Genomic DNA, 24438 nt, shown 5'->3' on the forward strand with positions numbered 1-24438 from the left:
CGGGGTCATTCTTCCTTGTAGCGGTAGCCGATTCCGTACAGCGTCTCGATCTGGTTGAACGCGTCATCCACCTGGCGGAACTTCTTGCGTACGCGCTTGATGTGGCTGTCGATCGTGCGGTCATCGACATAGATGTTCTCGCCATAGGCGGCATCGATCAGCTGGTCACGCGACTTGACCAGCCCGGGGCGCGCGGCCAGCGCCTTGACCAGCAGGAATTCGGTCACCGTAAGCTGGATGTCCCGGCCATGCCACAGGCACTGGTGGCGGGTCTCGTCCAGCGACAGGGCGCCACGCACCATGGTGCCGGTGGGGCTGATGCCGGCGGCCTCGCTGCGGCTGACCTCGTTGCGGCGCAGCAGCGCGCGGATGCGCTCAAGCAGCAGGCGCTGGGAAAACGGCTTGGTGATATAGTCATCCGCCCCCAGCCGCAGGCCCATGAGCTGGTCCACTTCCTCATCCTTGGAGGACAGGAAGATGACCGGCAGCTGCGAGCGCGCGCGCAGGCGCTGCAGCAGCTCCATTCCGTCCATGCGCGGCATCTTGATGTCGAGCACGGCCAGATCCGCCGGACGGGACGACAGACCGTGCAGCGCACTTTCCCCATCGGTATAGGTGCGGACAATGAAGCCTTCCGCCTCCAGCGTCATCTGCACGGAGGTCAGGATGTTCCGGTCATCGTCAACCAGCACGATTGTCTGTTTCGTTGGCTCCATGGGGGGTCTCTTTTTGCTCCTGTACCGATCCGGTCATGACAGCCGGGACCTTGCCCGGCAGGCGGTTGCAGCATAGCGTCATATCCGCCCGCATGTCATGAGGGGATGCGGGTTCCTGCTTCACTGGAATGACAACGTCATTCCGGCTGCCCCGTTCACGGCAGGTACGTTGCGCAAAATCGGCATGTCTGCCGGGAGCACAATGTCTTGTCCATCGGCCAGCCGTTACCTACTTGTAAGAGCATGAGCGAGAACACAGACCCCAACCCCTTTGCCGGAACCCCAGAGGGCCACGGTAACCCCAACCCCCACGCCGAAGGCCAGCCGGAAGCCCCCGGCGCCGCCTCCGCGCCGGAAGGCCCGCTTGAGGCCCGCATTGCCGAGCTTGAGGCCGAGGTCGCGACCCTGCGTGACAAATGGGTCCGGTCGGAAGCCGAGACCCAGAACGTGCGCAACCGCGCCAAGCGCGATGTGGAGGATGCCCGGCAATACGCCGTGCAGAAATTCGCCAAGGACGTGGTGGAGGCCGCCGACAACCTCAAGCGCGCGGTGGCAAGCCTGCCCCCCGCGACCGAGGGCGAGGACAGCCTGCTGACCCGCATGCGTGAAGGTATCGAGAGCACGGAGCGTTCCTTCATCGGCATTCTCGAACGCAATGGCATCAAGGCGGAAGACGCCAGGGGCAAGCCGTTTGATGCCAACCTGCATCAGGCCATGTCCGAACAGCATAGTGACGAACATGGCCAGGGCACCGTGATGGAGGCCTGGACACCGGCCTGGACGCTGCACGGGCGGCTGCTCAAGCCGGCCATGGTCGTCGTCTCCAAGGGGCCGGCGCAGGCAGGCTGAAATCCTGCCATGGCACGTCCCGATCCTCTTGAAAGGGGGGAGCGGGCTGCCTACATCGGTAATAACAGCCGGGGGGGCCGGCGGATGTGGAACGACAGTCCGCCAGATGCCCCGGACGATAGGAAAGAAAGGGTCTGTCCCGATGCTTCGGGTCCGGACAGGCCGCTGAAAAGGAGAGTATCCATATGAGCAAGGTTATCGGTATCGACCTTGGTACGACCAATTCCTGCGTTGCCGTGCGTGAAGGCAACGAGAACCGCGTGATCGAGAACAGCGAAGGCGCACGCACCACCCCGTCCATGGTGGCATTTACCGACAGTGGTGAAATGCTGGTCGGGCAGGCCGCCAAGCGTCAGGCCGTTACCAACCCGGCCAATACCTTGTATGCGGTCAAGCGCCTGATCGGCCGCCGTTATGATGACCCGACGGTTACGAAGGACAAGGAACTTGTCCCGTACGCGATCGTCAAGGGCGACAACGGCGATGCATGGGTGGAAGCACAGGGCAAGAAATACGCCCCCGCGCAGATTTCCGCCTTCATTCTGGGCAAGATGAAGGAAACCGCCGAGTCCTATCTTGGCGAGAAGGTCACGCAGGCGGTCATCACCGTTCCGGCCTACTTCAACGACGCCCAGCGCCAGGCCACCAAGGACGCGGGCCGCATTGCCGGTCTGGAAGTCCTGCGCATCATCAACGAGCCGACGGCGGCAGCCCTCGCCTACGGGCTGGAAAAGAAGAACGGCGGCACCATCGCGGTCTATGACCTTGGTGGCGGCACGTTCGACGTGTCCATCCTCGAGATTTCCGATGGCGTGATCGAGGTGAAGTCCACCAACGGTGACACCTTCCTCGGCGGTGAAGACTTCGATGCCCGCATCATCAGCTACCTGGCTGACGAGTTCAAGCGTGAGCAGGGCATTGACCTGCGGCAGGACAAGCTGGCCCTGCAGCGCCTGAAGGAAGCGGCGGAAAAGGCGAAGATCGAACTCTCCTCCTCCAAGGAGACCGAGATCAACCTGCCCTTCATCACCGCCGATGCGTCCGGCCCGAAGCACCTTGTGCTCAAGCTGACCCGCGCGAAGCTGGAAAGCCTGGTCGATGACCTGATCCAGCGCACGCTGGAGCCCTGCCGTGCGGCCATGAAGGATGCCTCCATCTCCGCAGGCGAGATCGATGAGGTTGTGCTGGTCGGCGGCATGACCCGCATGCCCAAGGTGATCGAGGCGGTCAAGCAGTTCTTCGGCAAGGAACCCGCCCGTAACGTGAACCCCGACGAAGTGGTCGCCATCGGCGCTGCGGTGCAGGGTGCGGTGCTGCAGGGCGATGTCAAGGACCTGCTGCTGCTGGACGTGACCCCGCTGTCGCTGGGTATCGAGACGCTGGGCGGCGTGTTCACCCGCCTGATCGATCGCAACACCACGGTCCCGACCAAGAAGAGCCAGACCTTCTCCACTGCGGAAGATGGCCAGGAAGCCGTGACCATCAAGGTCTATCAGGGTGAGCGTGAGATGGCGGCTGACAACAAGCTGCTGGGTAGCTTCGACCTGACCGGGATTACCAAGGCGCCGCGCGGCGTGCCGCAGATCGAGGTCACGTTCGATATCGACGCCAATGGCATCGTATCCGTCTCCGCCAAGGACAAGGCGACCGGCAAGGAGCAGCAGATCACGGTCAAGGACGACGGTGGTCTGTCCCAGTCCGATATCGATGCGATGATCAAGGACGCCGAAGCGAATGCCGCGGCTGACAAGGCGAGGAAGGAACAGGTCGAGGCCCGCAACCAGGCTGAAGGCCTGACCCATCAGGTCGAGAAGTCGCTTGCTGAAGCCGGTGACAAGGTGCCGGCGGCTGACAAGACCGAGGCGGAAACGGCGATTGCCGAAGTCCGCAAGGCGCTGGAAGGCACCGATGCCGAAGCCCTGAAGACGGCGACCGACCGCCTGACGCAGATTGCGTTGAAGGTTGGCGAGGCTGTCTACAAGGCAGGCCAGCCCGAAGGTGCGGCACCGGGCGCAGCGCCGGGCGGTGCGCCGAAGGACGAGAAGGTGGTCGACGCCGATTTCGAGGACGTGGACGACTCCAAGAAGTCCTGATCGCCGCAAGGCGTCATACAGGCTCCGGAAGGACGGGGTGGGCCCAGATGGGTCCACCCCACCCCTTTCACCAGGGTGGCGCCCGTGCTTCTGTGAAGACGGGCGCTTTTCGTATTCTGAACAACCATTACCCGGAACACGAGGCGCGCGCCGCATGAAGACGGGCCGCTGTGTTTGCTAGAGGATCCCCATGGCCACCAAGATAGATTATTATTCAGTCCTTGAGGTTTCGCGCGATGCCAATGGCGACGAGATCAAGCGGGCGTATCGCAGGCTGGCCATGAAATACCACCCCGACCGCAACCAGGGCGATGCGGAGGCGGAAGACAAGTTCAAGGAAATCAACGAAGCCTATGAAGTCCTGAAGGACGACAGCAAGCGCGCCGCCTATGACCGTTTTGGCCACGCCGCCTTCGAGGGCGGTGGCCCCGGCGCGGGCGCCGGTGGCTTCGATTTCGGCGGCGGCGGACTGGGTGATATCTTCGAGCAGATGTTCGGTGACATGATGGGCGGCAGGCGTGGTGGCCGCCGTTCGGGTGCCGACCTGCAGGTGCAGGTGACCATCACCTTTGCCGAGGCCTTTGCCGGGGTGAAGAAAAAGATCACCGTGCCCAGCCGTGTCACGTGTGAAAGCTGCGATGGCACCGGTTCGGCCGACAAGGACCAGCCGCCCGAGACCTGCCCCTCCTGCCATGGCGCGGGCAAGGTCCGTGCCCAGCAGGGTTTCTTCTTTGTGGAACGTCCCTGCCCCACCTGCCATGGCACGGGCCGCCTGATACGCAACCCATGCAAGGAATGCCACGGTGCGGGCACGGTGGAGAAGAACCGCACCATCGAGGTCGCCATCCCCGCAGGCGTGGAGGATGGAACCCGCATTCGCATGTCCGGTGAGGGCGAGGCTGGCGGCAAGGGCGTGCCCGCCGGCGACCTGTATGTCCATGTAACGGTGGAAGCGCATGCAATCTTCCAGCGCGATGGTTCCAACATCTACTGCCGCGTGCCCGTACGCATGACGCAGGCGGCCCTGGGCACCGAGATCGAGGTGCCGGTGGTCGACGGTTCGCGCACCAAGGTCAAGATTCCGGCGGGAACACAGACGGGCGAGCACTTCCGCCTGCGCGGCAAGGGCTTCTCGGTCCTGCGGTCCTCCGCGCGGGGCGACATGTATATCCAGGTGGTGGTGGAAACACCGCGCCATCTGACCAAGCGCCAGCGCGAACTGCTGGAGGAATTCGAGGGCGATGCATCCGGGCACGCCAAGGGCAGCCCCGAAAGCACCGGCTTTTTCAGCAAGGTGAAGGACTTTTTCGAAGGCAAGCTGTAAGCCTGCCCGCACGCCCCGACCGGCATGCCGGGGGCGCGGTTGAAATGACCGATTGTTCAGGTGTAGGGTCACGACGCCATTCATGGTGAATCCCCCAACACGCACCATGGATGGGTTCAGGCGGCGCGATCCCCCGGTCGCGCCGCCATTTCCGTATCTGGACTGGTGGAGAACACGGCATGAACGCGCAGCCATTGCGTATCGGGATCGCGGGTCTGAACGGGCGCGTCGGTCGCCTTCTGGCGCAGGAAGTACCGGCAGGCGGTGCCGTGCTGGCCGGAGGCACAACGCGTGATGGTGCGCCGGTGGCCGGGATCGACTGCCCGGTGCATGCCGATATCACCCAGCTTGCACGTAGCTGCGACGTGGTGATCGATTTTACCCATGTCTCGACTGTCGTGGCGCATGCGGCGGCGCTGGCGGCATCCGGCACTGCGTGGGTGCTGGGCACGACCGGCCTTTCAGCCGTCGAACAGCAGGCGGTTGATGCGGCGGCCGGGCGGATTGCCGTAGTGCAGGCGGCCAATTTCTCCCCCGGCGTCACACTGGTCACCCGGCTTGCGCGCCAGATGGGCGCGGCCCTTCCCGGTAGTGATTATGATGCCGAAATACTGGAAATGCACCACCGCCAGAAGGTCGATGCGCCATCCGGCACCGCGCTGGCCATGGGCCGTGCGGTAGCCGAAGGGCGCGGCATAAGGCTGGAGGAGCATATTGAAAGTGGGCGTGACGGCCATACCGGCCCGCGCGCCGATGGCGCGATCGGCTTCGCGGCGCTGCGTGGTGGCCAGATTGTGGGGGAGCATTCGGTCATCTTCACTTCCAGCCACGAACAGATCAGCCTGACCCACCGCTCGTTTGACCGCAGGGTCTATGCCACGGGCGCCGTTCGGGCCGCGCAGTGGCTGCGCATACGCCCCCCCGGGCTGTATGACATGGAAGACGTGCTGGGACTGAAGCATCCGGCAGCCTGAATCCACCTGTCCCGCATGGGAACGGGATGGTGCCATTCGGGGAAATGGCTTGACGCCTGAACAGCTTTCGGCCAAACGCATGCGATCATGCGCCGGGTTCCGCAGGCGTCAATCATCCTATATTCATACGAGGCAGACAGGACCATCATGCGTAATAAAGGCGATTTTCTGTTTACATCGGAATCCGTATCCGAAGGGCATCCTGACAAGGTCGCCGACCGGATCAGCGATACCGTTCTTGATGCATTCCTGACGGCAGACGGTGAATCACGCGTTGCATGCGAAACGATGGTCACGACCAATCGCATCATCCTGGCGGGTGAAGTCCGTGGTCCGTCTTCGGTCACGCCGGAACAACTGATCGAAGGCGCGCGTGATGCGGTGAAGGATATCGGCTACGACCAGGCCGGTTTCTCCTGGCGCAATGCCGAGGTGGAATACTACCTCCACGCCCAGTCCGCCGATATTGCCGTGGGCGTTGACAGCGCGGGCGAGAAGGACGAAGGCGCTGGCGACCAGGGCATCATGTTCGGCTTTGCCACGCGTGAGACCGAAAGCCTGATGCCGGCCCCGCTGTTTTACGCGCATGACATCCTTCACCGCGTGCGCGACCTGCGCAAGGCGGGTGACCCGCGTGCCGCGGCCCTCCAGCCCGACGCCAAGAGCCAGGTCACCCTGCGCTACGTCGATGGCAAGCCGGTCGGCGCCACTTCCGTCGTGATCTCCACCCAGCACGTCGAAGGGGCCAGCCAGGCCACCATCCGTGAGGAACTGGGCAGCATCGTGCGTGATGTCCTGCCCGAGGGCTGGATGCCGCCGGAGAACGAGTTCTACGTCAACCCCACCGGCATCTTCGTCATTGGTGGCCCGGATGGTGACTGCGGCCTGACCGGGCGCAAGATCATTGTGGACACCTATGGTGGCGCGGCACCGCATGGCGGCGGCGCATTCTCCGGCAAGGACCCGACGAAAGTCGACCGTTCCGCCGCCTATGCCTGCCGTTATCTGGCCAAGAACATCGTGGCGGCCGGCCTTGCCGATCGCTGCACCCTGCAGGTCTCCTACGCCATTGGCGTGTCGCACCCGCTGTCGGTCTATGTTGACCTTGACGGGACCGGCAAGGACGTGGACGAGGAAAAGCTGGGCCGTGTGCTGCGCGAGGTCATGGACCTCAGCCCGCGCGGTATCCGCAAGCATCTGCGCCTCAACCGCCCGATCTATACCCAGACCTCCGCCTACGGCCACTTTGGCCGCACGCCGGATGCGGCGAAGGATGACTTCACCTGGGAGCAGACCGATCTGGTCGATGCCCTGCGTGGCGCGTTCAACCGCTAAAAGACAATAACAGTTTTTGGGTGCCGCCTTTTTTCAAAAAAGGCGGCGTTCTTCGACGCTTTTTGACAAAAGATTCACCAAAAACTTCTTCAGGTATTGGGGGCCTGTCATGACTGCTTGCAAAAGCAGGTCGTGGCGGCCCCTCACATGAGGAGTTTCACGTCAATGGCCACTTTCACTGCGAGATCATTTTTTCTTCTCCGTGTTTTGGATCCATGGTCTGAGCCTGTTTAACGACTACCGGCGCGATGCCGCACCTGTAGAACCTCACATCCGGTCGCCGCTCGCGCGCGGCAGCACCACTATCCCGCATTCGGGGCAAAGGCTCAGGAGAACGGGACCATTCTGAAAGGTCGGCATTGCAAGCCATGGGGCCGATCGGTCCGTTCACCTGGATCCACAGGACTGATCAGGTCCTGGGGATGGGGTTTATGTCTGTGGTGTTTCCATCAGCGGGACGCCGGATGCGCGCCATCGATAACGACACCACTCGTGACATATTTCCAGAGCGCAACAAGAAGCTTGCGGGCCAGGGCAACGATCGCCGTTTTGCGGCTCCGGTTACTTCTTGCGCCCACGTGTTCATGGAACCACTGCGCCAGCGCGGTGTCAGGCTGGTAGCGGAGCCACAGCCAGGCAAGCTGGATCATGGCCGTGCGCAGGCGCGGATTACCGGATTTCGAGACGCCTTGTTCACGGTCGATCGATCCGCTTTTCCACGGCGAAGGCGCCAGACCGGCATAAGCCGCGACCTGCCGCCTGTTGTCGAAATGCCGGAACAGTCCTTCCTGCGTCAGAACGGTGGCAAACTCGGCGCCAATCCCTCTGAGACCCTGCAACAGGACAACTGGCGAACATTGATTGTTGTCATTCACTTTTGCCAATTCGTCCCGTTCGCTCTCAACCATTTTAATCTGTTCCATGAGAAGTTCGATGCGGTCCAGTTCTCGTCCGATCTGCGCCTTGAGATGCTTCGGCAAGGGATGACCATCGCCCGTTCGCAACTCGTCGAGACAGGCACGCCGATCCCGTCGCAGCGGCCGGTAACCTCGAATGCCCTGGCTCAGCAGCAGGCCCTGGACGCGGTTGATATGCCGCGTGCGCTCGCCCACCAGAACCTTACGCTCCCGACTGAGACGTCGGCGGTCTTCCTCTTCCCGTGATGGAGGGCGGACCATTGAGCAGACCCGTGCCTCTCCGCGTTTGAACGCCAGCAGCGTACGGACCAGCATCTCCCCGTCGATACGATCCGTCTTTGCACGCCGGTGCTTGCGGGGAACTGCGATCGACGCCGCATCGACGACATGGCTCTCGATCCAGTCCTCCTGCTTCAAGGCTCTATCGATCCAGAATCCATCCAATCCGGCTTCCTGAATCACCACAAGCGGAAAAAGTCTTCCTTCCCGAGCGCGGGCCTTGTCACGAAGACTAGTGAAACAGCCGAACAGGCCCGCAATATCGCCACCTTGAACCGAGTGGCGCGACATCTTCTCGCTTCCGGGTGAGAGCGATGTGACCAGCCAACTCGATTTTCCAAGTTCCAGTGAAACGAAGATCGCGCCAAGATCAACGCGGATAGCGACCGGGGTCGTGGGATGATCAGATGCCTCGAGCATGGTTCTGCCCTCCAGAGAGTTTCAGCAAGCACACTCTGACACGGCGCGGCTCGCTATCCACTCCTCATGGAATCTGATGCGTTTTGTAATCATGCCGTGCACCACGGCAGCAGGAGCAGGATTTCCGGACATATGACCGCCTCCGTGGATGTAAAGGCATCGCCAGAACGGCTTTACGGGCGCCAGCGCGGCCATCCGCTGCGCCCCCGCCAGCAGCGGCTTCTGGACCAGACCCTGCCGCGCATGCGGTTCCCCGAGGCGGCGATACCTGACCCGGCTTCAGCTTTTGGCCATGCACCCCAGCAGATCTGGCTGGAAGTAGGGTTTGGCGGGGGTGAGCATTCGCTGGCCCAGAATGCAGCCAATCCCGATGTCGGCTATATTGCGTGTGAGGTGTTCGAGAACGGGCTGTGTTCCCTGCTCTCACGCGTTGTGCCCGAAGGGGGGGAAGAAACCGCCCCCGTGCCCGACATGCTGCGGATATGGGATGAGGATGCGCGTATGCTGCTGCGTGGCCTGCCCGATGCCTCGATTGACCGGCTGTTCCTCATGTTTCCTGACCCATGGCCCAAGTCACGCCATGCCAAGCGTCGCTTCGTCCACCCCGAGACGGTAAAGATGGCCGCCCGCATCCTGCGCCCGGGTGCTACCTGGCGTGTGGCAAGTGATGATCCCACCTACCAGGCATGGGTGGAGGAAGTCATGGGCGCGCAGGACCTGTTCGAGACGGCACCCCCTGCCACCGTCCGCCCCGAAGGCTGGCCCCCGACCCGCTATGAGGCTAAGGCGTTTGCCGCAGGCCGCAAGCCACTGTACTGGACGTTCATCCGCCGCTGAGAGGACAAAAGTTTTTGGTGAAGCTTTTTTCAAAAAGCTTCAGGAACGCCGTCTTTTTGAAAAAAGACGGCGCCCAAAAACTTTTATCTGCTGACTACGATAGCGACGTGCCGGTCAGCCGTTCGGCCGCCTGCCACAACCGCCGCGCTACCCCCAGGTCACGCGCGGCGGCGGGGATGAAGGCATCGGCCACATGGCCCCGGCGTTCGCCACGCCCGCTGGGGCCGTAATAGCCACCATCGCGGGCTTCGGGCGCCATGGCGGCGAATTCGATCGGCAGCGCGCCATGGGCGGCGGACTGGCCCATCAGCCGGAAGGCCCAGACCGCGCCAAGGCGGGTCATCCTTTCCTGCAGTCCCTGCTTTGTGGACAGGCGGCTGGTGGAAATATCCGTCATGGCCCAGCCCGGATGGGCGGCGATAGAGTGCAGGTTCCAGTTATGGGTGCGGGCCTGCCGGTCCAGTTCCAGCGCCAGGATCAGGTCCGCCAGTTTGCTCTGCCGGTAGGCGCGGAACGGCGCGTAGCGCCGCCGGGCCTGCAGGTCATCAAACACGATATGGCCATCCAGCGCCGCCAGGCTTGCCACCGTGACCACCCGCCCCCCCTGCGGCGCGGCGCATAGCAGCGGGCGCAGCCGGGCGGTCAGTGCGAACGGGCCAAGGAAATTGGTGCCGAACTGCAGTTCGAACCCGTCACGCGTTTCCATGCGGCGCGGGGTGCCCATCACGCCCGCATTGTTGACCAGCACGTCCAGCCTGTCGGTTTCCTGCGCCAGTTCGTGGGCGAAGGTGGCAATGGAGGACAGGCTTGCCACATCCAGCAGCCGGAAGGAGGCCTGTGCCCCCGGCACGTCACCCTGCAGGCGCACCAGTGCCGCCATGCCCTTTTCGGGGTTGCGGCCCGCCAGCATGACGGTCGCCCCACGGCTGGCAAGGCCCAGCGCGGTCTCGTATCCAAGGCCGCCGGTCGCCCCCGTTACCAGGGCCAGGCGGCCATCCATGCGGGGAGCCTGCCTGATGGTCCAGTGTCTGGTCATGTCTCACCCTCTTGCTGTGATTGATTCATTTCCTGCCGGGCGGCAGCTTCCACCCTGGCGGTCAGGCGGCGTTCATGCCGACGCAGCAACACGACCCCGCCTACTGCCACCACCCCGCCACAGGCCGCCAGCGTCATGCCCACCGGCCCGGAAATGCGTGTGATCCTGTGCCCCAGATAATAGGCGGCATAGGCATATCCGCCCGCCCAGGCTATGCCCCCCAGCGCGTTGTACACGACAAACCGGCCCCATGGCATGCGGTTCGCCCCCGCCAGCAGTGCCACGAACACGCGCAGTATGGCGATGAACCGCCCGAGGCACACGACAATTCCGCCATACCGCCTGAACAGGAAGCGACCGGTCTGCAGGCGGGCTGCCGTCAGCCCAACCCTGCGCCCGTGGCGTTCAAGCAGCGGGTAGCCCAGCCACCGGCCGATCAGGTAACCGAAATTGTCCCCCATGATCGCCCCGATGATGGCGGCCATGGCCACCCATGCGATGTTCATCTTGTGGGTGGTGGCGCAATACAGGGCGGCGGAGATGAGCAGGGTTTCCGCCGGAAGCGGAATTCCCATGCTTTCCAGCATGATGATGACGCCAATCACACCGTAGCCGTAATGCTGGAAAAGATGTTCAAGATGCTGGAGCAGCGGATTACCTGTCACGAAAAAAAGAATTATGTAGGGTACGGACCCAGACCGTGAAACGCGGTTTGTGCAATCCCGATCCCATTGTCACGCACAAATGGCAGGAGCAGACACATGACCCAGTCCGATGGCAGCGACAGGCCAGGCCCCGTAACCGCCCCGTATGGCACATGGCCTTCGCCCGTCAGCGCGGAACTGGTGGCAGGAAAGACGATTTCCCTGTCCGATGTACGGGTGGATGGGCATGATGTCTACTGGGTGGAAGGCCGCCCGGCCGAAGGGGGCCGCCGCGTGCTGGTGCGCGCCCGGGGTGGACAGGTGGTGGATGTAACGCCTGCCCCCCTTGATGTTGGTACCCGGGTGCATGAATACGGCGGCGGCGCCTATGCTGTGTGCCGGGGGCGTGTCGTGTTCAGCAACCGGCGTGATGGCAGCGTGTGGCTGGTGGAAGGCGGGCAGTCGCGCTGCCTGTGTGCTGGTACGGGGCTGCGTTATGCCGACCTGACCTTCAGCCCCGACGGGCGCTTCGTGTTCTGCGTGCGTGAGGACCATCGGGTGGAGGACGGGGAACCGGCTGCCGCCATTGTCGTGCTGGACTGCACGGATACGACCGACCCGGCCTTCATTACCGGCACGCCGCTGGTGATGGGGCCGGATTTCCTGTCCTCTCCGCGTCCTTCGCCCGATGGGCGGTACCTGGCCTGGATCGAGTGGGATCACCCCGCCATGCCGTGGGACGGCACGCGCCTGCGCGCGGCTTCCCTGCTGCAGGAAGGGGATGACCCCCCACGCCTTGCCGCTCCCTGGAGCGTGGCAGGGGAGGACGGCCAGCCGGAATCCGTTATCGAACCGTGCTGGGACCGGGACGGGCATCTGCTGGCCCTGTCGGATCGCAGCGGGTGGTGGAACCTCTACCGCTTTGATACGACAGGCGCCCCCCCGGCAGCCCTGGCCCCGATGCAGGCCGAGATCGGTCAGCCACACTGGGTGTTCGGCCTGCGCAGCTATGTGCCGCTGGAAGATGGCAGCATCCTTGCCATGGTCATCAGCGAAGGCGCGGCGCGCATGGTGTCCATCCGTGATGGTGTGGCGAACCCGGTTGCACTGGGCCACCCCGCCGCCTGCCCGCTTCCGGTGGAGGGGGCAGGGTTCGCGTGGCTTGATGCCCCACCCGATGATGCGGCGGCGGTGGTATGTGGCCAGCCGGGGCAGCCGGTCCATGTGCTGCGCCGTGCGGCGACACTTCCCCTTGCAACAGACGATATTGCCCGCGCCACAACGGTCCGCTTCCCCCTGCCGGACGGGAAAGGGACCGGGCACGCCTTTTTCTATGCGCCTGCCAGTGCTCGCTACCGGGGGGCTGCGGGCGAGAAGCCGCCGCTGGTGGTCATGGCCCATGGCGGCCCCACCGGGCGGGCCAGCACGGCGTTTTCGTTCAAGGTGCAATGGTGGACGTCCCGCGGGTTCGCGGTGGTTGATGTCAATTATGGTGGTTCCACCGGTTTTGGCCGCTCCTACCGCCAGAGGCTGGAAGGCCAGTGGGGCGTGGTGGATGTGGATGACTGCATTGCCGCCTGCCGGTACCTGGCTGATGCCGGACGGGTGGACCCGGCCCGCATTGTCATACGTGGCAGCAGTGCGGGCGGGCTTACGGTCCTGCTTGCCCTTGCGCGTTCGGACCTGTTTGCCGCGGGCACCAGCCTGTATGGCGTGACCGACCTGCGCGCGCTGGCGCGCGATACCCACAAATTCGAATCCCGCTATCTTGATACGCTGGTCGGTCCCTACCCGGCGGATGAAGCCACCTATCTGGCCCGTTCGCCCATTACCCGGGTGGCGGATATCAGGGCGCCGGTGCTGTTCCTGCAGGGACTGGACGACACGGTGGTGCCGCCCACGCAGGCGGAGTCCATGGTTGCCGCACTTCGCGCGCAGGGCGTGCCATGCGCGCTGTACGAATTTGCGGGCGAAGGTCATGGCTTTCGGCAGGAGACAACCATCCGCCAGGCATGGGAACTGGAACTGGCTTTCTACCAGCAGGTTCTTAAGATGCCGGTCGCGCCCGCGCTCAAGGTTGAACTGACGGTGGATGCGCCTGTGGCGTAAACCTGAAACATCATTTCAGAGTGCTAAAGAAGGAATAAACGTTTTTGGGTGCCGCCTTTTTTCAAAAAGGCGGCGTTCATTGAAGCTTTTTTTAAAAAGCTTCACCAAAAACGTCTGTCCCGTTCATCAGGGGCGTGCGGCTGCCTTGACAAGGGCGGTCGTGGACCGGCCCGATACGATATCGACCAGCACCACACGCCCGCCACCGGCCTTTACAATATGACCGCCCACCACCTGGTCCTCGCGGTAATCAGCACCCTTGACCAGAATATCGGGCATGATGGCGCGGATGGCGTCCAGCGGTGTGTCCTCATCAAACAGTACCACCAGATCAACAGCGCGTAGCGCGCCGATTACGGCGGCGCGTGCCAGTTCATCCTGAATGGGGCGGCTTTCCCCTTTCAGCCGTCTGACGGAACGGTCCGTATTCAGGGCAACGATCAGCTTGTCCCCCTGTGCCGCCGCTGCCTGCAGAAGGGAGATATGACCCGGATGCAGCAGGTCGAAGCAGCCATTGGTAAACACGACCCGCATGCCATGATGCCGCCAGTCGCTGGCAATGCTGGCGGCCTGTTCCAATGTGACAAGTTTGCCCGAATCCTGTGTATCGCGCATGAGTGCGCTACCCAGTTCCGCACGCGAGACCGTGGCCGTGCCCAGCTTGCCGACCGAGATCGAGGCCGCCGTGCCGGCAATGGTCACCGCCGTTTCGACCGGCTGGCCGGCGGACAGGATGGTGGCCAGCGTCGCCACCACGGTATCCCCTGCCCCCGATACGTCAAACACCTCGGCAGCCCTTGCCCGGACATGGGTTACGCGCCCGTCCGTCTGCCACAGGGTCATGCCTTCATCCGACCGGGTGACCAGCACATTGCCGCCAAACTGGGCGCTGGCGGCCTGTGCCGCCGCCGCCACCTGCGCATCCGTGTCCAGCGGCAGGCCGGTGGCACGCGCCATTTCGTGGCGGTTGGGCGTGATCAGGCTTGCGCCACGATAGGCGGCAAATGAACTGCGCTTGGGGTCGACAATGACTGGGATGCCACGGGCATGGGCGCGCGCAAAAATCGCTGCCAGCATGGCATCATTCAGCACACCCTTCCCATAATCCGAGCAGACCACGATATCGGCGCGGTCAATGGCAGCATGGACCTGCTCCACCAGCCGGGTTGTAATGGCCGGGTCGAGCGGTGTGGTGTCCTCGTTATCAATCCGCACGATCTGCTGGCGGCCGCTCATCACACGGGTCTTGGTAATGGTGGGGCGGCTGGCATCCGTGACCAGCCCGTCCGTGCTGATGTGCTCCCAGCGCCCCAGCGTGCGGATCAGTTCAGGCGCGAATTCATCAGCCCCCACCAGACCGGTCAACAGCACGCATGCGCCCAGGGCTGCGGCATTTGTTGCGACATTGGCAGCCCCGCCCGCAACGGTGGTGAGTTTTTCATGCAGCACGACGGGAATGGGTGCTTCGGGCGAAATGCGGCTGACAGTGCCAGAAATGTACCGGTCCAGCATCACATCACCAATCACGGCGATGGTCCCGAACTGCATGTTGTCAATCATGACCTGTCCATCATTCCCGTGGCTGCCAGCCGCATCCTGATCAGGGGCGCGGCATTGCGCAACCCCCTGCCCGGCCAGTAACCGGTCCACATGAAGAAAGCTTTCCCGATCTGTAATCAGGAAAGCTTCCATCAAGGCGTCAGGACCGAACCCTGGAGACCAGTTTCAAAATAAAGAAGTTTCTGGGTGCCGCCTTTTTTCAAAAAGGCGGCGTTCTTTGAAGCTTTTTGGGAAAAAGCTTCACCAAAAACTTTTATTATTTTTCAAACAGTCTCTTACTCTTCTTCTTCCACGATGGCGGTGTTGCCGCGCGTGGGGCGGAAGCGGCCTTCACGCAGCGCTTCCTCGATATCCTCCAGCGAGGCACCACGCGTTTCCGGCACCATGAAATACACGAACAGCACCGACAGCAGGTTCACGCCCGCATAGAACCACATGGTCCCGCCCAGCGTGATCTTGGTCACCAGCGTCAGCGCCGTGCTGGTCACCAGCAGGTCACTGCCCCACAGCATGGCCGAATGCAGGCTGGTGGCGTTGCCACGCATGGAAAGCGGGAACATTTCCGCCCCCAGCAGCCAGCCCACGACCTGGATACCGCCCGCGTTGAACACCATGAACAGCAGCATGAACGCGATGATCAGCCAGCTGCCCGGACTGCCCGGCTGCGGATGCACCAGGAACATGATGCCAAGCCCGATCAGGCTGAGCACGCTGCCCGGCCCCATGACCAGCACCAGACGGCGGCGACCGATCCGGTCCACGATGTTCGAGCCCAGCACGGTCATGACCAGATAGATGATGGAGATGCCGATGCTGGCCATCAGCGCCGAGGAACTGCCAAACCCCGCATCCGACAGGAAGGTGGGGGCGTAGTAGATCATCATTTCCAGCCCGCCCGCCTGCGTGAAGAAGGCGACGCCCAGGGCCGCGACCAGCGCCGGGCGCACCCAGGGCTGGCGGATGCCGCGCCAGCCGATGTCGCGCGGGTCGGTTTCCTCGTTGGCATTGGCGTGGATGCGGCGCATCTCGCGGCGGATGTCGCGCTCGGAGGTGCGGATGCGCTGCAGCTGTTCCAGTGCGGAATCAAGGCTTTCATGTTCCGCCGCCCAGCGCGGGCTCTTGGGCAGGAAGAACATGGAGATGAACACCACCGCCGCCGGGATGGCCGCAATGGCCACCATCGGCCGCCAGCCCCACGCATCACGCGCGGCAAAGCCGATGATGTTGGCGGCAAAGATGCCGATGCCGATGGCGATGTTGAACATCGTCACCATGTGACCGCGCTTGTGCGCGGGCGCCAGTTCGGAAATGTACATCGGCACTACCTGCGTGGAGCCACCCACCGCAAGCCCGAGGAACACGCGTGAGACGATAAGCGTGTAGACCCCGGGCGAGAAGGCGCAGGCCAGCGCGCCCAGCACGAAGATCGCGGTCACGATCATGATGGATTTGCGCCGCCCGAAATGTTCGGACATCCAGCCGGTCAGCAGCGAACCCATGACCGCGCCCGCCAGGATGGCGGAGGCCACCATTTCCTGCAGGAAGCTGCTCAGGTGGAAATCGCGGGTAATGAGCAGCAGCGCGCCTGAGACAATGCCGGTATCGTAACCATAGAGGCCGCCGCATATGGCGGCCACGATGGCTGCGAGCCACAGGGTCTTGCGGGCATTGGGGGCAATGTCGATCTGGGACAGGTCGGGTAACGGCTCGGTCTGCTGCTGGTCTGCTCGGGCGGCTGGTGCTTGGGTGTTCATGCGGGGCCTTTTCCTTTCTTGTTGGTTATAATCCGTGCCCCGCCGGTTGGTTCCCGCTACGGGGTAGCGGTACCGGGCCGCAGGGCAAGGGCCGACTTCATGCTGGCGATCTGGCGCATGGCGTCGTGCAGGCCGGACCAGTCATCCGCCGTGGCAATGGGCTGCCACAGTGCTTCCACTGTCTCCACCGGCATCCCAAGCGGCAGCACACCACGGAAATACGGGTGTGACAGGTCAATGCCGGGTGCCGGTTCATGCTGCATGATCCCGTCCTGCAGCGTCCTGAAACCATCCTGCACATAGAAGTCGGCACGTGGTCCTGACAGGGCACGTTTCTGGCTCTTGGGGCCACCATACCAGTCAAAAAACGGAAATTCAAACCCAATCTGGCTTTCTTCCATGAAAGAAAACAGATCTGTGCGCAGGCTGCGTGAGGATTTTCTTGAAATCTCTTTCAGGCCAAGCCGGTGGATCACTGAAATATCAAGAAAACGTTCATAACGTTCCCAGAAATCATCAAATATACTTTGGATTTTCTCAAGGGAGGAAAGGGAGATCAGACATTCCCCTAGCCGGGCCACGTTCCACATCATCGCCTCGGGCTGGCGGCCATAGGCATACAGGCCGGAATGGTCGAAATAGGCGGCGGTGAACGTGGGATTGAAGGTGGGCAGGAAGCGCCACGGCCCGTAATCGAAGCTCTCGCCGGTCAGGTTGATGTTGTCGGTGTTGAGCACCCCGTGCACAAAGCCCGCCGCCATCCACTGCGCCGTCATTTCCGCAATGCGGGTGGTGGCGGCATCGTACAGGGCTGCGGCGGGATCGGTCTCGTTGGCCAGGTGGGGGTAGTAGGTCTCGATCACATAGGTCACCAGATGCTTCAGGCTGGCGCTGTCCTGCAGGGCCACCAAGCGCTGGAAGGTGCCGATGCGGATGTGGGAATGGCTCAGCCGTGCCAGCACGCATGACCGCGTGGGAGAGGGTTCGTCGCGCCGGTGCAGGTCCTCCCCGGTTTCGATCACGCTCAGCGTGCGTGACGTGCGCACGCCCAGCGCGTCCAGCCGTTCGCTGGCCAGCATCTCGCGCACGCCACCCTTGAGCGTCAGCCGTCCATCCCCGCCGCGTGACCACGGCGTGGTGCCGCTGCCCTTGGTCCCGATATCCAGCAGGCGTCCGTCCACCGCATCCACAAGCTGGGCGAACAGGAAGCCGCGTCCGTCCCCCAGGTCGGGATTGTACGCGCGGAACTGGTGGCCATGGTAGCGCAGCGCCAGCGGCCGGGGCAGCGAGCCGGGCAGCGGGTCGAAATGGCCGAAATGGCGGATCCATTCGGCATCATCCAGCGTGTCGAGTCCGATGCGTGGCGAGACGTCATCATTACGGTAGCGCAGGATATGGGCAGGAAAGCGGGCGGCCTGCACCACGTCATAGAATTCATCCCCCAGCCGGCTGTGATGGGTGGCGGGTCGGTAGTGATTGGAAAATGGCATTTCTATCTACTTTATGTGTGATAATAATAAGTTGCTATCTGTGCTGGCCAGCGGAAGGTCGAGCGAGAAGGCCGTGCGGGTGTGCAGGCAGGTTGCAATTTCGTGCAGGGACACATCACGTATGTCGGCAGGCGTCCAGCGTGGGGCGTTGTCCTTGTCAATCAGCAGGGCCCGCACGCCTTCGGCAAAGTCGGGGCGGGCAAGCATGTGGCAGACAAGCTGGAATTCCTGCTCCAGCACATGGTCCAGGTCGGGCAGCCTGCGGGCGGCATGCCATGCGGCAAAGGTGATGCAGAGCGAGAACGGGCAGGCGCGCTGCATGGCGGCAAGATCCGCCTGCGCCCAGTCCGCGCCATGGGCGCTGAGCCGGCCCATCAGTTCAGGCATGTCCGGCGCGCTGTAGACCGGCGCAATCTCCGCCGTGTCAGGTCCGGCATCAAGTGATGGACATGGCGGCAGGCCATCCATCACCACGCCTGCGGGCTGGTGGGTCAGGGCGGCCCTTATGCTGTCCAGCCGGCCTGAATGCACCTGGCGGTCGGCAAAGCCTGCGGCAATGGCGGCGGTCGCGTTCATGCGCCCCGCCGTCAGGGCCAGGCGCAGCCCGCTCAGCCCGGGCGCGCGCGAAAGCAGGTACGAACCCCCCGCGTCGGGTGTCAGGGCAATGGCGATCTCTGGCATGGCGAGCGTGGAGCGCTCGGTCACCACCCGGTAGCGCACATGCCCACCCAGCCCGATGCCGCCGCCCATGGCAATCCCGTCCATGAAGGAGACGACCGGCTTGGGGTAGCCCGCCAGCAGGGATGCCATCCGGTAGCTCATGCGGAAGGGGGCGGCCGCGGCGGCCAGGCCCCCGGTTTCCAGCCGGGAGCGGATGGCGCGGATGTCACCGCCCGCGCTGAAGGCCTTCGGGCTGGTACTGTCCAGCAGCACGGTCTCGACAGCGGGGTCGTCACGCCATGCCTGCAGGCAGGCACCGATGGTGCGGAACATGTCCATGTTCAGGGCATTGAGCGCACGCGGGCGGTTGAGCGTGATGCGGCCCAGCCTGCCGGTTTGGGTGATCTCGATCAGTTCAGGTTCCATGCTGCGACTCCCTGTGCGTTTGCGGTGTTCAATCCCGGTAGAATGCGCTACCCCGGCTTCTGTCCCGCGTCACGGCTGCGTGCGGACCACTGGCATATAATAGTGACCGAGGCAGAGTAGATTATGGGGATTGATGCCCTCACCTTCCGTAACGCCATGGCGCGGCTGGGCGCTGCGGTAAATGTGGTAACTACCGGCACGCTGGATGATCCGGCGGGTTTTACCGCATCCGCCGTGTGTTCGGTAACCGATACGCCGCCAACAATCCTGGCCTGTCTCAACCGTGGCTCCCGCGTGCGGGACCGCTTCCGGGTGGATGGGGCCATGTGCATCAATGTGCTGGCAGGCGACCAGCAGGACATCTCCGGCGTGTTCGCAAGCCCGCTGGAGCAGGCGGAGCGCTTCCGCGCCGGTCACTGGTCCACGTTGACCAGTGGCGCCCCGGTGCTGGAGGAAGCCGTGCTGTCGCTTGACTGCCGGATCGAGCGGATTGTGGAGGTCGGCACCCACAGCGTGATGTTTGGCGTGGTGGAAAGCCTGCGCAGCAGTACGCCGCGTGGTGGGCTGGTCTATTTCAACCGCACCTACCACACCCTGCCGCACGAATAACATAGGTCAAACGTAAGGAAGTTTCTGGTGAAGCTTTTTTCAAAAAGCTTCGGAGAACGCCGTCTTTTTGAAAAAAGGCGGCACCCAAAAACTTCTCTCCCTTCTCAATGATGTACGTTCAGCCTCCTTCTTAAGGGAAAATCCAGCCTTCTGCCGTAGGCTCGACCGGATACACCGGGGTTGAGGGACGTTGATCATGAAGGAGACACAGGGCACGCAGGCTGGCAGGGTTCCTGTCTTGACGCTGCGCGGGCTGATCTGGATACATGCAGGGCTTGCCCTGTTCGTGGCGCTGATGGCCATGTGGGTGGATCACCTGCCGGACTGAATCCCTGCCCTGTTCCGGCCAGGGAGCGCACCGGCAAACCGGATACAGGAGGGCGTGCAGTGCCCCGCGTGATACAGATGGATACGGCTGGCCCCCGGCCCCGGGCGGACACGCAGGCCCTGCTCGATCAGGCAGCCAGCCTGTGCCAGGATCGCGGTGTCAGACTGACGGAAATGCGCCGTCTCGTGCTGGATCTGGTACTGGCGGCCGAACGGCCGCTGGGGGCTTATGACCTGCTTGAACAGCTGCGTATCAGCCGGGGCAGGCCGGTTGCACCCCCCACGGTCTACCGGGCGCTTGATTTTTTGATGGAGCAGGGGCTGATCCACAAGATCGAACGTCTGTCCGCCTTCGTAGGCTGCCGGCACATGCTGGAATCGGGGCATATATGCCATGGGCACGGCCATGTGCATGCGGCCCAGTTCCTGATCTGCAGCCAGTGCGGACGGGTGACGGAACTTGATGATTCCCGTATCCTCACGGCCCTGGTCGAAGTAACGCGCGCGCGCGGCTTCACGGTCAGGCAGAGCACGATCGAGGCGGAAGGCCTGTGCGCCGCCTGCGCCTGATCCGCCATTCCCGGCAGGTCAGGTCATAACCGTTTTCGGGCATGGATTGAGGCACGGACATGGCGCAACGCCGAAAAGGCCGGATGGCGGAGCTGCCCCTTGCGCCCCTGCCGCGCGCGCGCAGGCCGAAGCGGCACCGCCCGGGTCCGGACGCGCCGCCCGCATCTGCCCCCTCCGCCGCCCTGCCCCAGCCCGACCTGTTCGCGGCACCGCAGGTTGCAGGAAGCAGGCTGACCTATCTCGATAATGCAACACTGGGGCTGGCGCGCGTGGACATGCGGGGCTGGCGGCCGGGCGATGGCCCGGACAGCTATCTGTACCATGTGACGCAGCGTGACGGGATGGCGACGATCGAGGCCCGTGGCACGATCGTGTTCTCACCGCGTGCGCCGCTGGTGCTGACGGAACGCCCCGGCGTGGGGCCATGGCTTGCAAACATGATGGAAGTCATGGAACCGGACGAAATTGCGGGCCATAGTGACGAAACCCCGGTCGTTTTTCGGGTAAAACGATTTGTAATCGATGAACTGCTGGAACATGATCCGGACCGGACGCGGAGATATGGTGTATCGTTCTTCCTGCTGACGGGTCTTGCCCGTTCCGACTGACACGATCACCGGCAACAAAAAAAATATTTTAAGGACCGGCCATAATGGACAATCAGACCGCCGCCACCACTACCACCACGTTTGATACGAACCGGCTGCGCACACTTATCATTGGCTGCCTTGCAGCGCTTGCGGGCCTAATGGCCGGTCTGGATATCGGGGTCATCTCCGGTGCGCTGGACCTGCTGGCCAGCACCTTTCACGCCACAACGGTCGAGCAGGAATGGATTGTCAGCGCCATGATGGCGGGCGCCGCCGTGGGGTCGCTGTGCGGGGGGTGGATGTCGCACCAGATCGGGCGCAAGCATGCGCTGCTGGTGGGCGCCGCCGTATTCGTGATCGGGTCGCTGGCCTGCGCGCTGGCATGGTCCATCCCGTCCATGATCGCGGGCAGGCTCATCATGGGGCTGGCCATTGGCGTCGCAGCCTTCACCGCGCCGCTCTACCTGTCCGAAATTGCCAGCGAGCAGGCGCGCGGGGCCATGATCTCGACCTACCAGCTCATGATCACAGCGGGCATCTTCATCGCCTTCCTCAGCAACACCATGTTCAGCTATTCCGGCAACTGGCGCGGCATGTTCGCGGTTGCCGCCGTGCCGGGCGTGCTGTTCCTGATTGGCGTGCTGTTCCTGCCCTACAGCCCGCGCTGGCTCATGATGCGTGGCCGCCGCAAGGAAGCGCTGGCCGTGCTGGAGGACCTGCGCAACGACCATGGCGTGGCCATGCAGGAAATCCAGAACATCAGCCGCCAGCTCCAGCAGAAGCAGCGTGGCTGGAGCCTTTTGCGCAACAACGCCAATTTCCGCCGCTCCATCTTCCTGGGCATGACATTGCAGGTCATGCAGCAGCTGGCGGGCGTGAACGTGGTAATGTACTACGCGCCCAAGATCTTCGCGCTGGCGGGCTATGTCGGACCGGCGCAGCTGTGGTGCACGGCCATGGTGGGGCTGGTGAACATGCTGGCCACCTTTATCGCCATCGGGCTGGTGGACCGCTGGGGCCGCAAGCCGATCCTGTATACCGGCTTCATCATCATGGCGGTGGGCATGGGCTGCCTTGGCGTCATGCTCAACCGGTCCAATCTGGGGCAGACGGAACAGATCATCGCCGTGTTCATGCTGCTGATCTACATCTCCGGCTTCGCCATGTCGGCCGGCCCCCTGATCTGGGTGCTGTGTTCGGAAGTGCAGCCGCTGCAGGGGCGTGACCTGGGCATTTCCATCTCCACGCTGACCAACTGGATCGCCAACATGATCGTGGGGGCAAGCTTCCTGTCGCTGCTGCAGTGGATGGGTAATGGCCCGACATTCTGGCTGTTTGCCGGGTTCAACCTGTTTTTCGTGCTGGTGACATGGCGCTTTATCCCTGAAACGCGGGACATGTCGCTGGAAAAGATCGAGCAGCGCCTGATGGCGGGCCTGCCGCTGCGTGAGATCGGGCGCGGCAAACCGCTGCCGGATGGGCAGTAAGTTGTAAAAGTTTTTGGTGAAGCTTTTTTCAGAAAGCTTCGAAGAATGCCGCCTTTTTGAAAAAAGGCGGCACCCAGAAACTTTTATTCTTCTTTGTTCAGTATTTACTCTGGCTGCCAGCCATCAAGCTGGAGTGCCACCCCGGCCAGATACAGGCTGCCGCATATGATTACCCATGCCGGTGCGGGATCAGGACCCGCACTGCCTGCCAGATGGGCCAGTGCCGCATGCAGCGTGGGGCCTGCGGTGGCCCGACCACCCGATGCGGCGACAATCTCCGCTACGGGCTGGGCCAGGTGCTGCCCCTCCTCCGCCACGGCCTGAATGCTGGCCGCACCCGGCAGCAGCGGGGCCAGGAAGCCGGTGGCGTCTTTCGTCTGTTTCATGCCGATGACCAGATGCGTGGGCCGGTCGGGCCATGCCGCCATGACGTGGGCCAGCACCTCGCCCGCACCCGGGTTATGGCCGCCATCCAGCCACAGTTCCCAGCCATCGGGCAGTAGCGCTGCCAGCCTGCCTGTCAGGCGCTGCATGCGCGCGGGCCAGCGTGCCTGTGCGATTCCCGCCCATGCCTTTTCGGGCAGGGGCAGCCCACCTGCGCGCAGGGTGGCGATGGCAAGCCCGGCATTATCGACCTGATGCGCGCCGGGCAGGCCCGGTAGTGGCAGGTCCAGCGTGCCATGGGCGTCGCTGTACTGCAGGCCGGTCTGATCCTCACGCAGCGAGATCGACCATTCATGGTCCCGCCGGGACAGGGGGCTGGTCTTTTCATCCGCCGTGCGGGTCAGCACGTCCATCACTTCGGTCGGCTGGCGACCGGTGGCCACGGGCACGCCGTGTTTGATGATCCCGGCCTTCTCGGTCGCGATGGCCGTGAGCGTATCGCCCAGAAAAGCCTCGTGGTCCATCGAAATGGCGGTAATGGCGCAGGCGGCGGGGTGCTGGAGCACATTGGTGGCGTCATACCGGCCGCCCAGCCCCACTTCCACAATGGCCAGATCCGCCGGATGGCGGGCGCATAGTACGAAGCCCGCCGCCGTCAGCACCTCGAACACGGTAATCGGTGCACCGGCATTGACGCGCTCGATTTCCTCCAGCACTGCCGCCAGTTCGTGCTCGGGCACGATCCGGCCCGCGATGCGGAAACGCTCGGTCACATGCACAAGGTGGGGCGAGGTCAGCACATGCACCCGCCACCCCGCCGCTTCGCCAATGGCACGCATGAAGGCGCAGGTGCTGCCCTTGCCATTGGTACCCGCCACATGCACCACCGGCGGCAGGTGGCGCTCGGGGTGGCCAAGGCGGGCCAGAAGATTTTCCAGCCGTGTCAGGGACAGGTCGATCAGGGCCGGATACAGCCGGTTCAGCCGTTCGAGTATCTGCCCGGTCCGGCCTACGAATTCCGGCCCGAGGGTGGGTGTGTTCATGCGCG

The 24438-nt window shown here is 63.3% G+C and carries 21 protein-coding genes; 12 read left to right on the top strand and 9 right to left on the bottom strand.

The genetic code is table 11. The annotated features are described in order from the left end of the window. Positions 1-5 precede the first annotated feature (5 nt). A complete protein-coding gene (locus LDL32_RS12070) occupies positions 6-716 on the bottom strand; it encodes a response regulator transcription factor (RefSeq protein WP_007397227.1) in 711 nt (236 codons plus the stop codon). Between the two features lie 243 nt (positions 717-959). Between LDL32_RS12070 and LDL32_RS12075 the strand changes: the two genes are divergently transcribed. The 5 genes from LDL32_RS12075 (at position 960) to metK (ending at position 7291) form a co-directional block, all read left to right on the top strand. Further along, positions 960-1565, top strand: coding sequence for a nucleotide exchange factor GrpE (locus tag LDL32_RS12075; RefSeq protein ID WP_233067237.1), 606 nt, complete (start codon positions 960-962; stop codon positions 1563-1565). A gap of 185 nt (positions 1566-1750) precedes the next feature. Beyond that, positions 1751-3658 carry a molecular chaperone DnaK gene (gene dnaK, locus LDL32_RS12080; protein WP_233067239.1) on the top strand — a complete coding sequence of 636 codons (1908 nt, stop codon included), beginning with the start codon at positions 1751-1753 and terminating at the stop codon, positions 3656-3658. 190 nt (positions 3659-3848) lie between these two features. Next, positions 3849-4982, top strand: a complete 1134-nt coding sequence (dnaJ, locus tag LDL32_RS12085) for a molecular chaperone DnaJ (RefSeq protein WP_233067241.1) — start codon at positions 3849-3851, stop codon at positions 4980-4982. Between the two features lie 179 nt (positions 4983-5161). Further along, positions 5162-5956, top strand: a complete 795-nt coding sequence (gene dapB, locus LDL32_RS12090) for a 4-hydroxy-tetrahydrodipicolinate reductase (RefSeq protein WP_233067243.1) — start codon at positions 5162-5164, stop codon at positions 5954-5956. Between the two features lie 147 nt (positions 5957-6103). Beyond that, the gene (gene metK, locus LDL32_RS12095; protein ID WP_233067245.1) at positions 6104-7291 is read left to right on the top strand and encodes a methionine adenosyltransferase; all 1188 of its coding nucleotides are present in this window, start codon (positions 6104-6106) and stop codon (positions 7289-7291) included. Between the two features lie 449 nt (positions 7292-7740). On the opposite strand, the gene LDL32_RS12100 is transcribed toward metK, so the two are convergent. After that, positions 7741-8907, bottom strand: coding sequence for an IS110 family transposase (locus LDL32_RS12100; RefSeq protein WP_051672012.1), 1167 nt, complete (start codon positions 8905-8907; stop codon positions 7741-7743). A 132-nt stretch (positions 8908-9039) separates the two neighbouring features. Between LDL32_RS12100 and LDL32_RS12105 the strand changes: the two genes are divergently transcribed. Then, positions 9040-9744: a tRNA (guanosine(46)-N(7))-methyltransferase TrmB gene (locus tag LDL32_RS12105; protein ID WP_233067247.1), complete on the top strand. Its 705-nt coding sequence runs from the start codon at positions 9040-9042 to the stop codon at positions 9742-9744. Between the two features lie 94 nt (positions 9745-9838). On the opposite strand, the gene LDL32_RS12110 is transcribed toward LDL32_RS12105, so the two are convergent. After that, on the bottom strand, positions 9839-10780 hold the full coding sequence (locus LDL32_RS12110) for an SDR family oxidoreductase (protein ID WP_233067248.1): 942 nt from the start codon (positions 10778-10780) through the stop codon (positions 9839-9841). Continuing rightward, positions 10777-11445, bottom strand: coding sequence for a DedA family protein (locus tag LDL32_RS12115; protein WP_233067250.1), 669 nt, complete (start codon positions 11443-11445; stop codon positions 10777-10779). Before LDL32_RS12115 ends, LDL32_RS12110 begins: the two co-directional genes overlap by 4 nt. 96 nt (positions 11446-11541) lie before the next feature. Here LDL32_RS12115 and LDL32_RS12120 point away from each other — a divergent pair, with 96 nt between their 5' ends. Then, complete coding sequence (locus LDL32_RS12120; protein WP_233067252.1) at positions 11542-13533, top strand: prolyl oligopeptidase family serine peptidase; 1992 nt, start codon at positions 11542-11544, stop codon at positions 13531-13533. Positions 13534-13659: 126 nt separating this feature from the next. On the opposite strand, the gene rfaE1 is transcribed toward LDL32_RS12120, so the two are convergent. From rfaE1 to LDL32_RS12140, 4 genes are all read right to left on the bottom strand, one after another. Continuing rightward, the gene (rfaE1, locus tag LDL32_RS12125) at positions 13660-15093 is read right to left on the bottom strand and encodes a D-glycero-beta-D-manno-heptose-7-phosphate kinase (RefSeq protein WP_233068871.1); all 1434 of its coding nucleotides are present in this window, start codon (positions 15091-15093) and stop codon (positions 13660-13662) included. Between the two features lie 275 nt (positions 15094-15368). Beyond that, entirely contained in the window at positions 15369-16988 is a 1620-nt protein-coding gene (locus LDL32_RS12130) for a sugar porter family MFS transporter (RefSeq protein ID WP_370636769.1), read from the bottom strand. Next, complete coding sequence (locus LDL32_RS12135) at positions 16904-18337, bottom strand: protein adenylyltransferase SelO (protein WP_233067256.1); 1434 nt, start codon at positions 18335-18337, stop codon at positions 16904-16906. The genes LDL32_RS12130 and LDL32_RS12135 overlap by 85 nt, the downstream gene beginning before the upstream one ends. Before the next feature lie 6 nt (positions 18338-18343). Then, positions 18344-19423, bottom strand: a complete 1080-nt coding sequence (locus LDL32_RS12140; protein ID WP_233067259.1) for an enoyl-CoA hydratase/isomerase family protein — start codon at positions 19421-19423, stop codon at positions 18344-18346. 123 nt (positions 19424-19546) lie between these two features. Here LDL32_RS12140 and LDL32_RS12145 point away from each other — a divergent pair, with 123 nt between their 5' ends. The 5 genes from LDL32_RS12145 to LDL32_RS12160 all read left to right on the top strand — a co-directional run bounded on the left by LDL32_RS12145 (position 19547) and on the right by LDL32_RS12160 (position 23006). Beyond that, complete coding sequence (locus LDL32_RS12145; protein WP_233067261.1) at positions 19547-20032, top strand: flavin reductase; 486 nt, start codon at positions 19547-19549, stop codon at positions 20030-20032. Between the two features lie 196 nt (positions 20033-20228). Next, positions 20229-20360 carry a hypothetical protein gene (locus LDL32_RS17880; RefSeq protein WP_255673815.1) on the top strand — a complete coding sequence of 44 codons (132 nt, stop codon included), beginning with the start codon at positions 20229-20231 and terminating at the stop codon, positions 20358-20360. Between the two features lie 59 nt (positions 20361-20419). Next, positions 20420-20929 carry a transcriptional repressor gene (locus LDL32_RS12150; protein ID WP_370636698.1) on the top strand — a complete coding sequence of 170 codons (510 nt, stop codon included), beginning with the start codon at positions 20420-20422 and terminating at the stop codon, positions 20927-20929. Positions 20930-21012: 83 nt separating this feature from the next. After that, entirely contained in the window at positions 21013-21537 is a 525-nt protein-coding gene (locus tag LDL32_RS12155; RefSeq protein ID WP_233067263.1) for a hypothetical protein, read from the top strand. Positions 21538-21581: 44 nt separating this feature from the next. Beyond that, on the top strand, positions 21582-23006 hold the full coding sequence (locus LDL32_RS12160; RefSeq protein ID WP_233067265.1) for a sugar porter family MFS transporter: 1425 nt from the start codon (positions 21582-21584) through the stop codon (positions 23004-23006). A 104-nt stretch (positions 23007-23110) separates the two neighbouring features. Here the strand turns inward: LDL32_RS12160 and LDL32_RS12165 are convergent, their stop codons facing one another. Continuing rightward, the gene (locus LDL32_RS12165) at positions 23111-24433 is read right to left on the bottom strand and encodes a folylpolyglutamate synthase/dihydrofolate synthase family protein (protein ID WP_233067266.1); all 1323 of its coding nucleotides are present in this window, start codon (positions 24431-24433) and stop codon (positions 23111-23113) included. Between the last annotated feature and the right edge of the window lie 5 nt (positions 24434-24438).

The sequence above is a fragment of the Komagataeibacter sp. FNDCF1 genome (assembly GCF_021295335.1).
In the GTDB taxonomy this organism is placed as follows: Bacteria; Pseudomonadota; Alphaproteobacteria; order Acetobacterales; family Acetobacteraceae; genus Komagataeibacter.

Excerpts from the sequence above, each read along its gene's own strand:
- LDL32_RS12070 (WP_007397227.1), bottom strand. The coding sequence starts at position 716 with ATGGAGCCAACGAAACAGACAATCGTGCTGGTTGACGATGACCGGAAC.
- LDL32_RS12075 (WP_233067237.1), top strand. The coding sequence starts at position 960 with ATGAGCGAGAACACAGACCCCAACCCCTTTGCCGGAACCCCAGAGGGC.
- dnaK (WP_233067239.1), top strand. The coding sequence starts at position 1,751 with ATGAGCAAGGTTATCGGTATCGACCTTGGTACGACCAATTCCTGCGTT.
- dnaJ (WP_233067241.1), top strand. The coding sequence starts at position 3,849 with ATGGCCACCAAGATAGATTATTATTCAGTCCTTGAGGTTTCGCGCGAT.
- dapB (WP_233067243.1), top strand. The coding sequence starts at position 5,162 with ATGAACGCGCAGCCATTGCGTATCGGGATCGCGGGTCTGAACGGGCGC.
- metK (WP_233067245.1), top strand. The coding sequence starts at position 6,104 with ATGCGTAATAAAGGCGATTTTCTGTTTACATCGGAATCCGTATCCGAA.
- LDL32_RS12100 (WP_051672012.1), bottom strand. The coding sequence starts at position 8,907 with ATGCTCGAGGCATCTGATCATCCCACGACCCCGGTCGCTATCCGCGTT.
- LDL32_RS12105 (WP_233067247.1), top strand. The coding sequence starts at position 9,040 with ATGACCGCCTCCGTGGATGTAAAGGCATCGCCAGAACGGCTTTACGGG.
- LDL32_RS12110 (WP_233067248.1), bottom strand. The coding sequence starts at position 10,780 with ATGACCAGACACTGGACCATCAGGCAGGCTCCCCGCATGGATGGCCGC.
- LDL32_RS12120 (WP_233067252.1), top strand. The coding sequence starts at position 11,542 with ATGACCCAGTCCGATGGCAGCGACAGGCCAGGCCCCGTAACCGCCCCG.
- rfaE1 (WP_233068871.1), bottom strand. The coding sequence starts at position 15,093 with ATGATTGACAACATGCAGTTCGGGACCATCGCCGTGATTGGTGATGTG.
- LDL32_RS12135 (WP_233067256.1), bottom strand. The coding sequence starts at position 18,337 with ATGCCATTTTCCAATCACTACCGACCCGCCACCCATCACAGCCGGCTG.
- LDL32_RS12140 (WP_233067259.1), bottom strand. The coding sequence starts at position 19,423 with ATGGAACCTGAACTGATCGAGATCACCCAAACCGGCAGGCTGGGCCGC.
- LDL32_RS12145 (WP_233067261.1), top strand. The coding sequence starts at position 19,547 with ATGGGGATTGATGCCCTCACCTTCCGTAACGCCATGGCGCGGCTGGGC.
- LDL32_RS17880 (WP_255673815.1), top strand. The coding sequence starts at position 20,229 with ATGAAGGAGACACAGGGCACGCAGGCTGGCAGGGTTCCTGTCTTGACG.
- LDL32_RS12155 (WP_233067263.1), top strand. The coding sequence starts at position 21,013 with ATGGCGGAGCTGCCCCTTGCGCCCCTGCCGCGCGCGCGCAGGCCGAAG.
- LDL32_RS12160 (WP_233067265.1), top strand. The coding sequence starts at position 21,582 with ATGGACAATCAGACCGCCGCCACCACTACCACCACGTTTGATACGAAC.
- LDL32_RS12165 (WP_233067266.1), bottom strand. The coding sequence starts at position 24,433 with ATGAACACACCCACCCTCGGGCCGGAATTCGTAGGCCGGACCGGGCAG.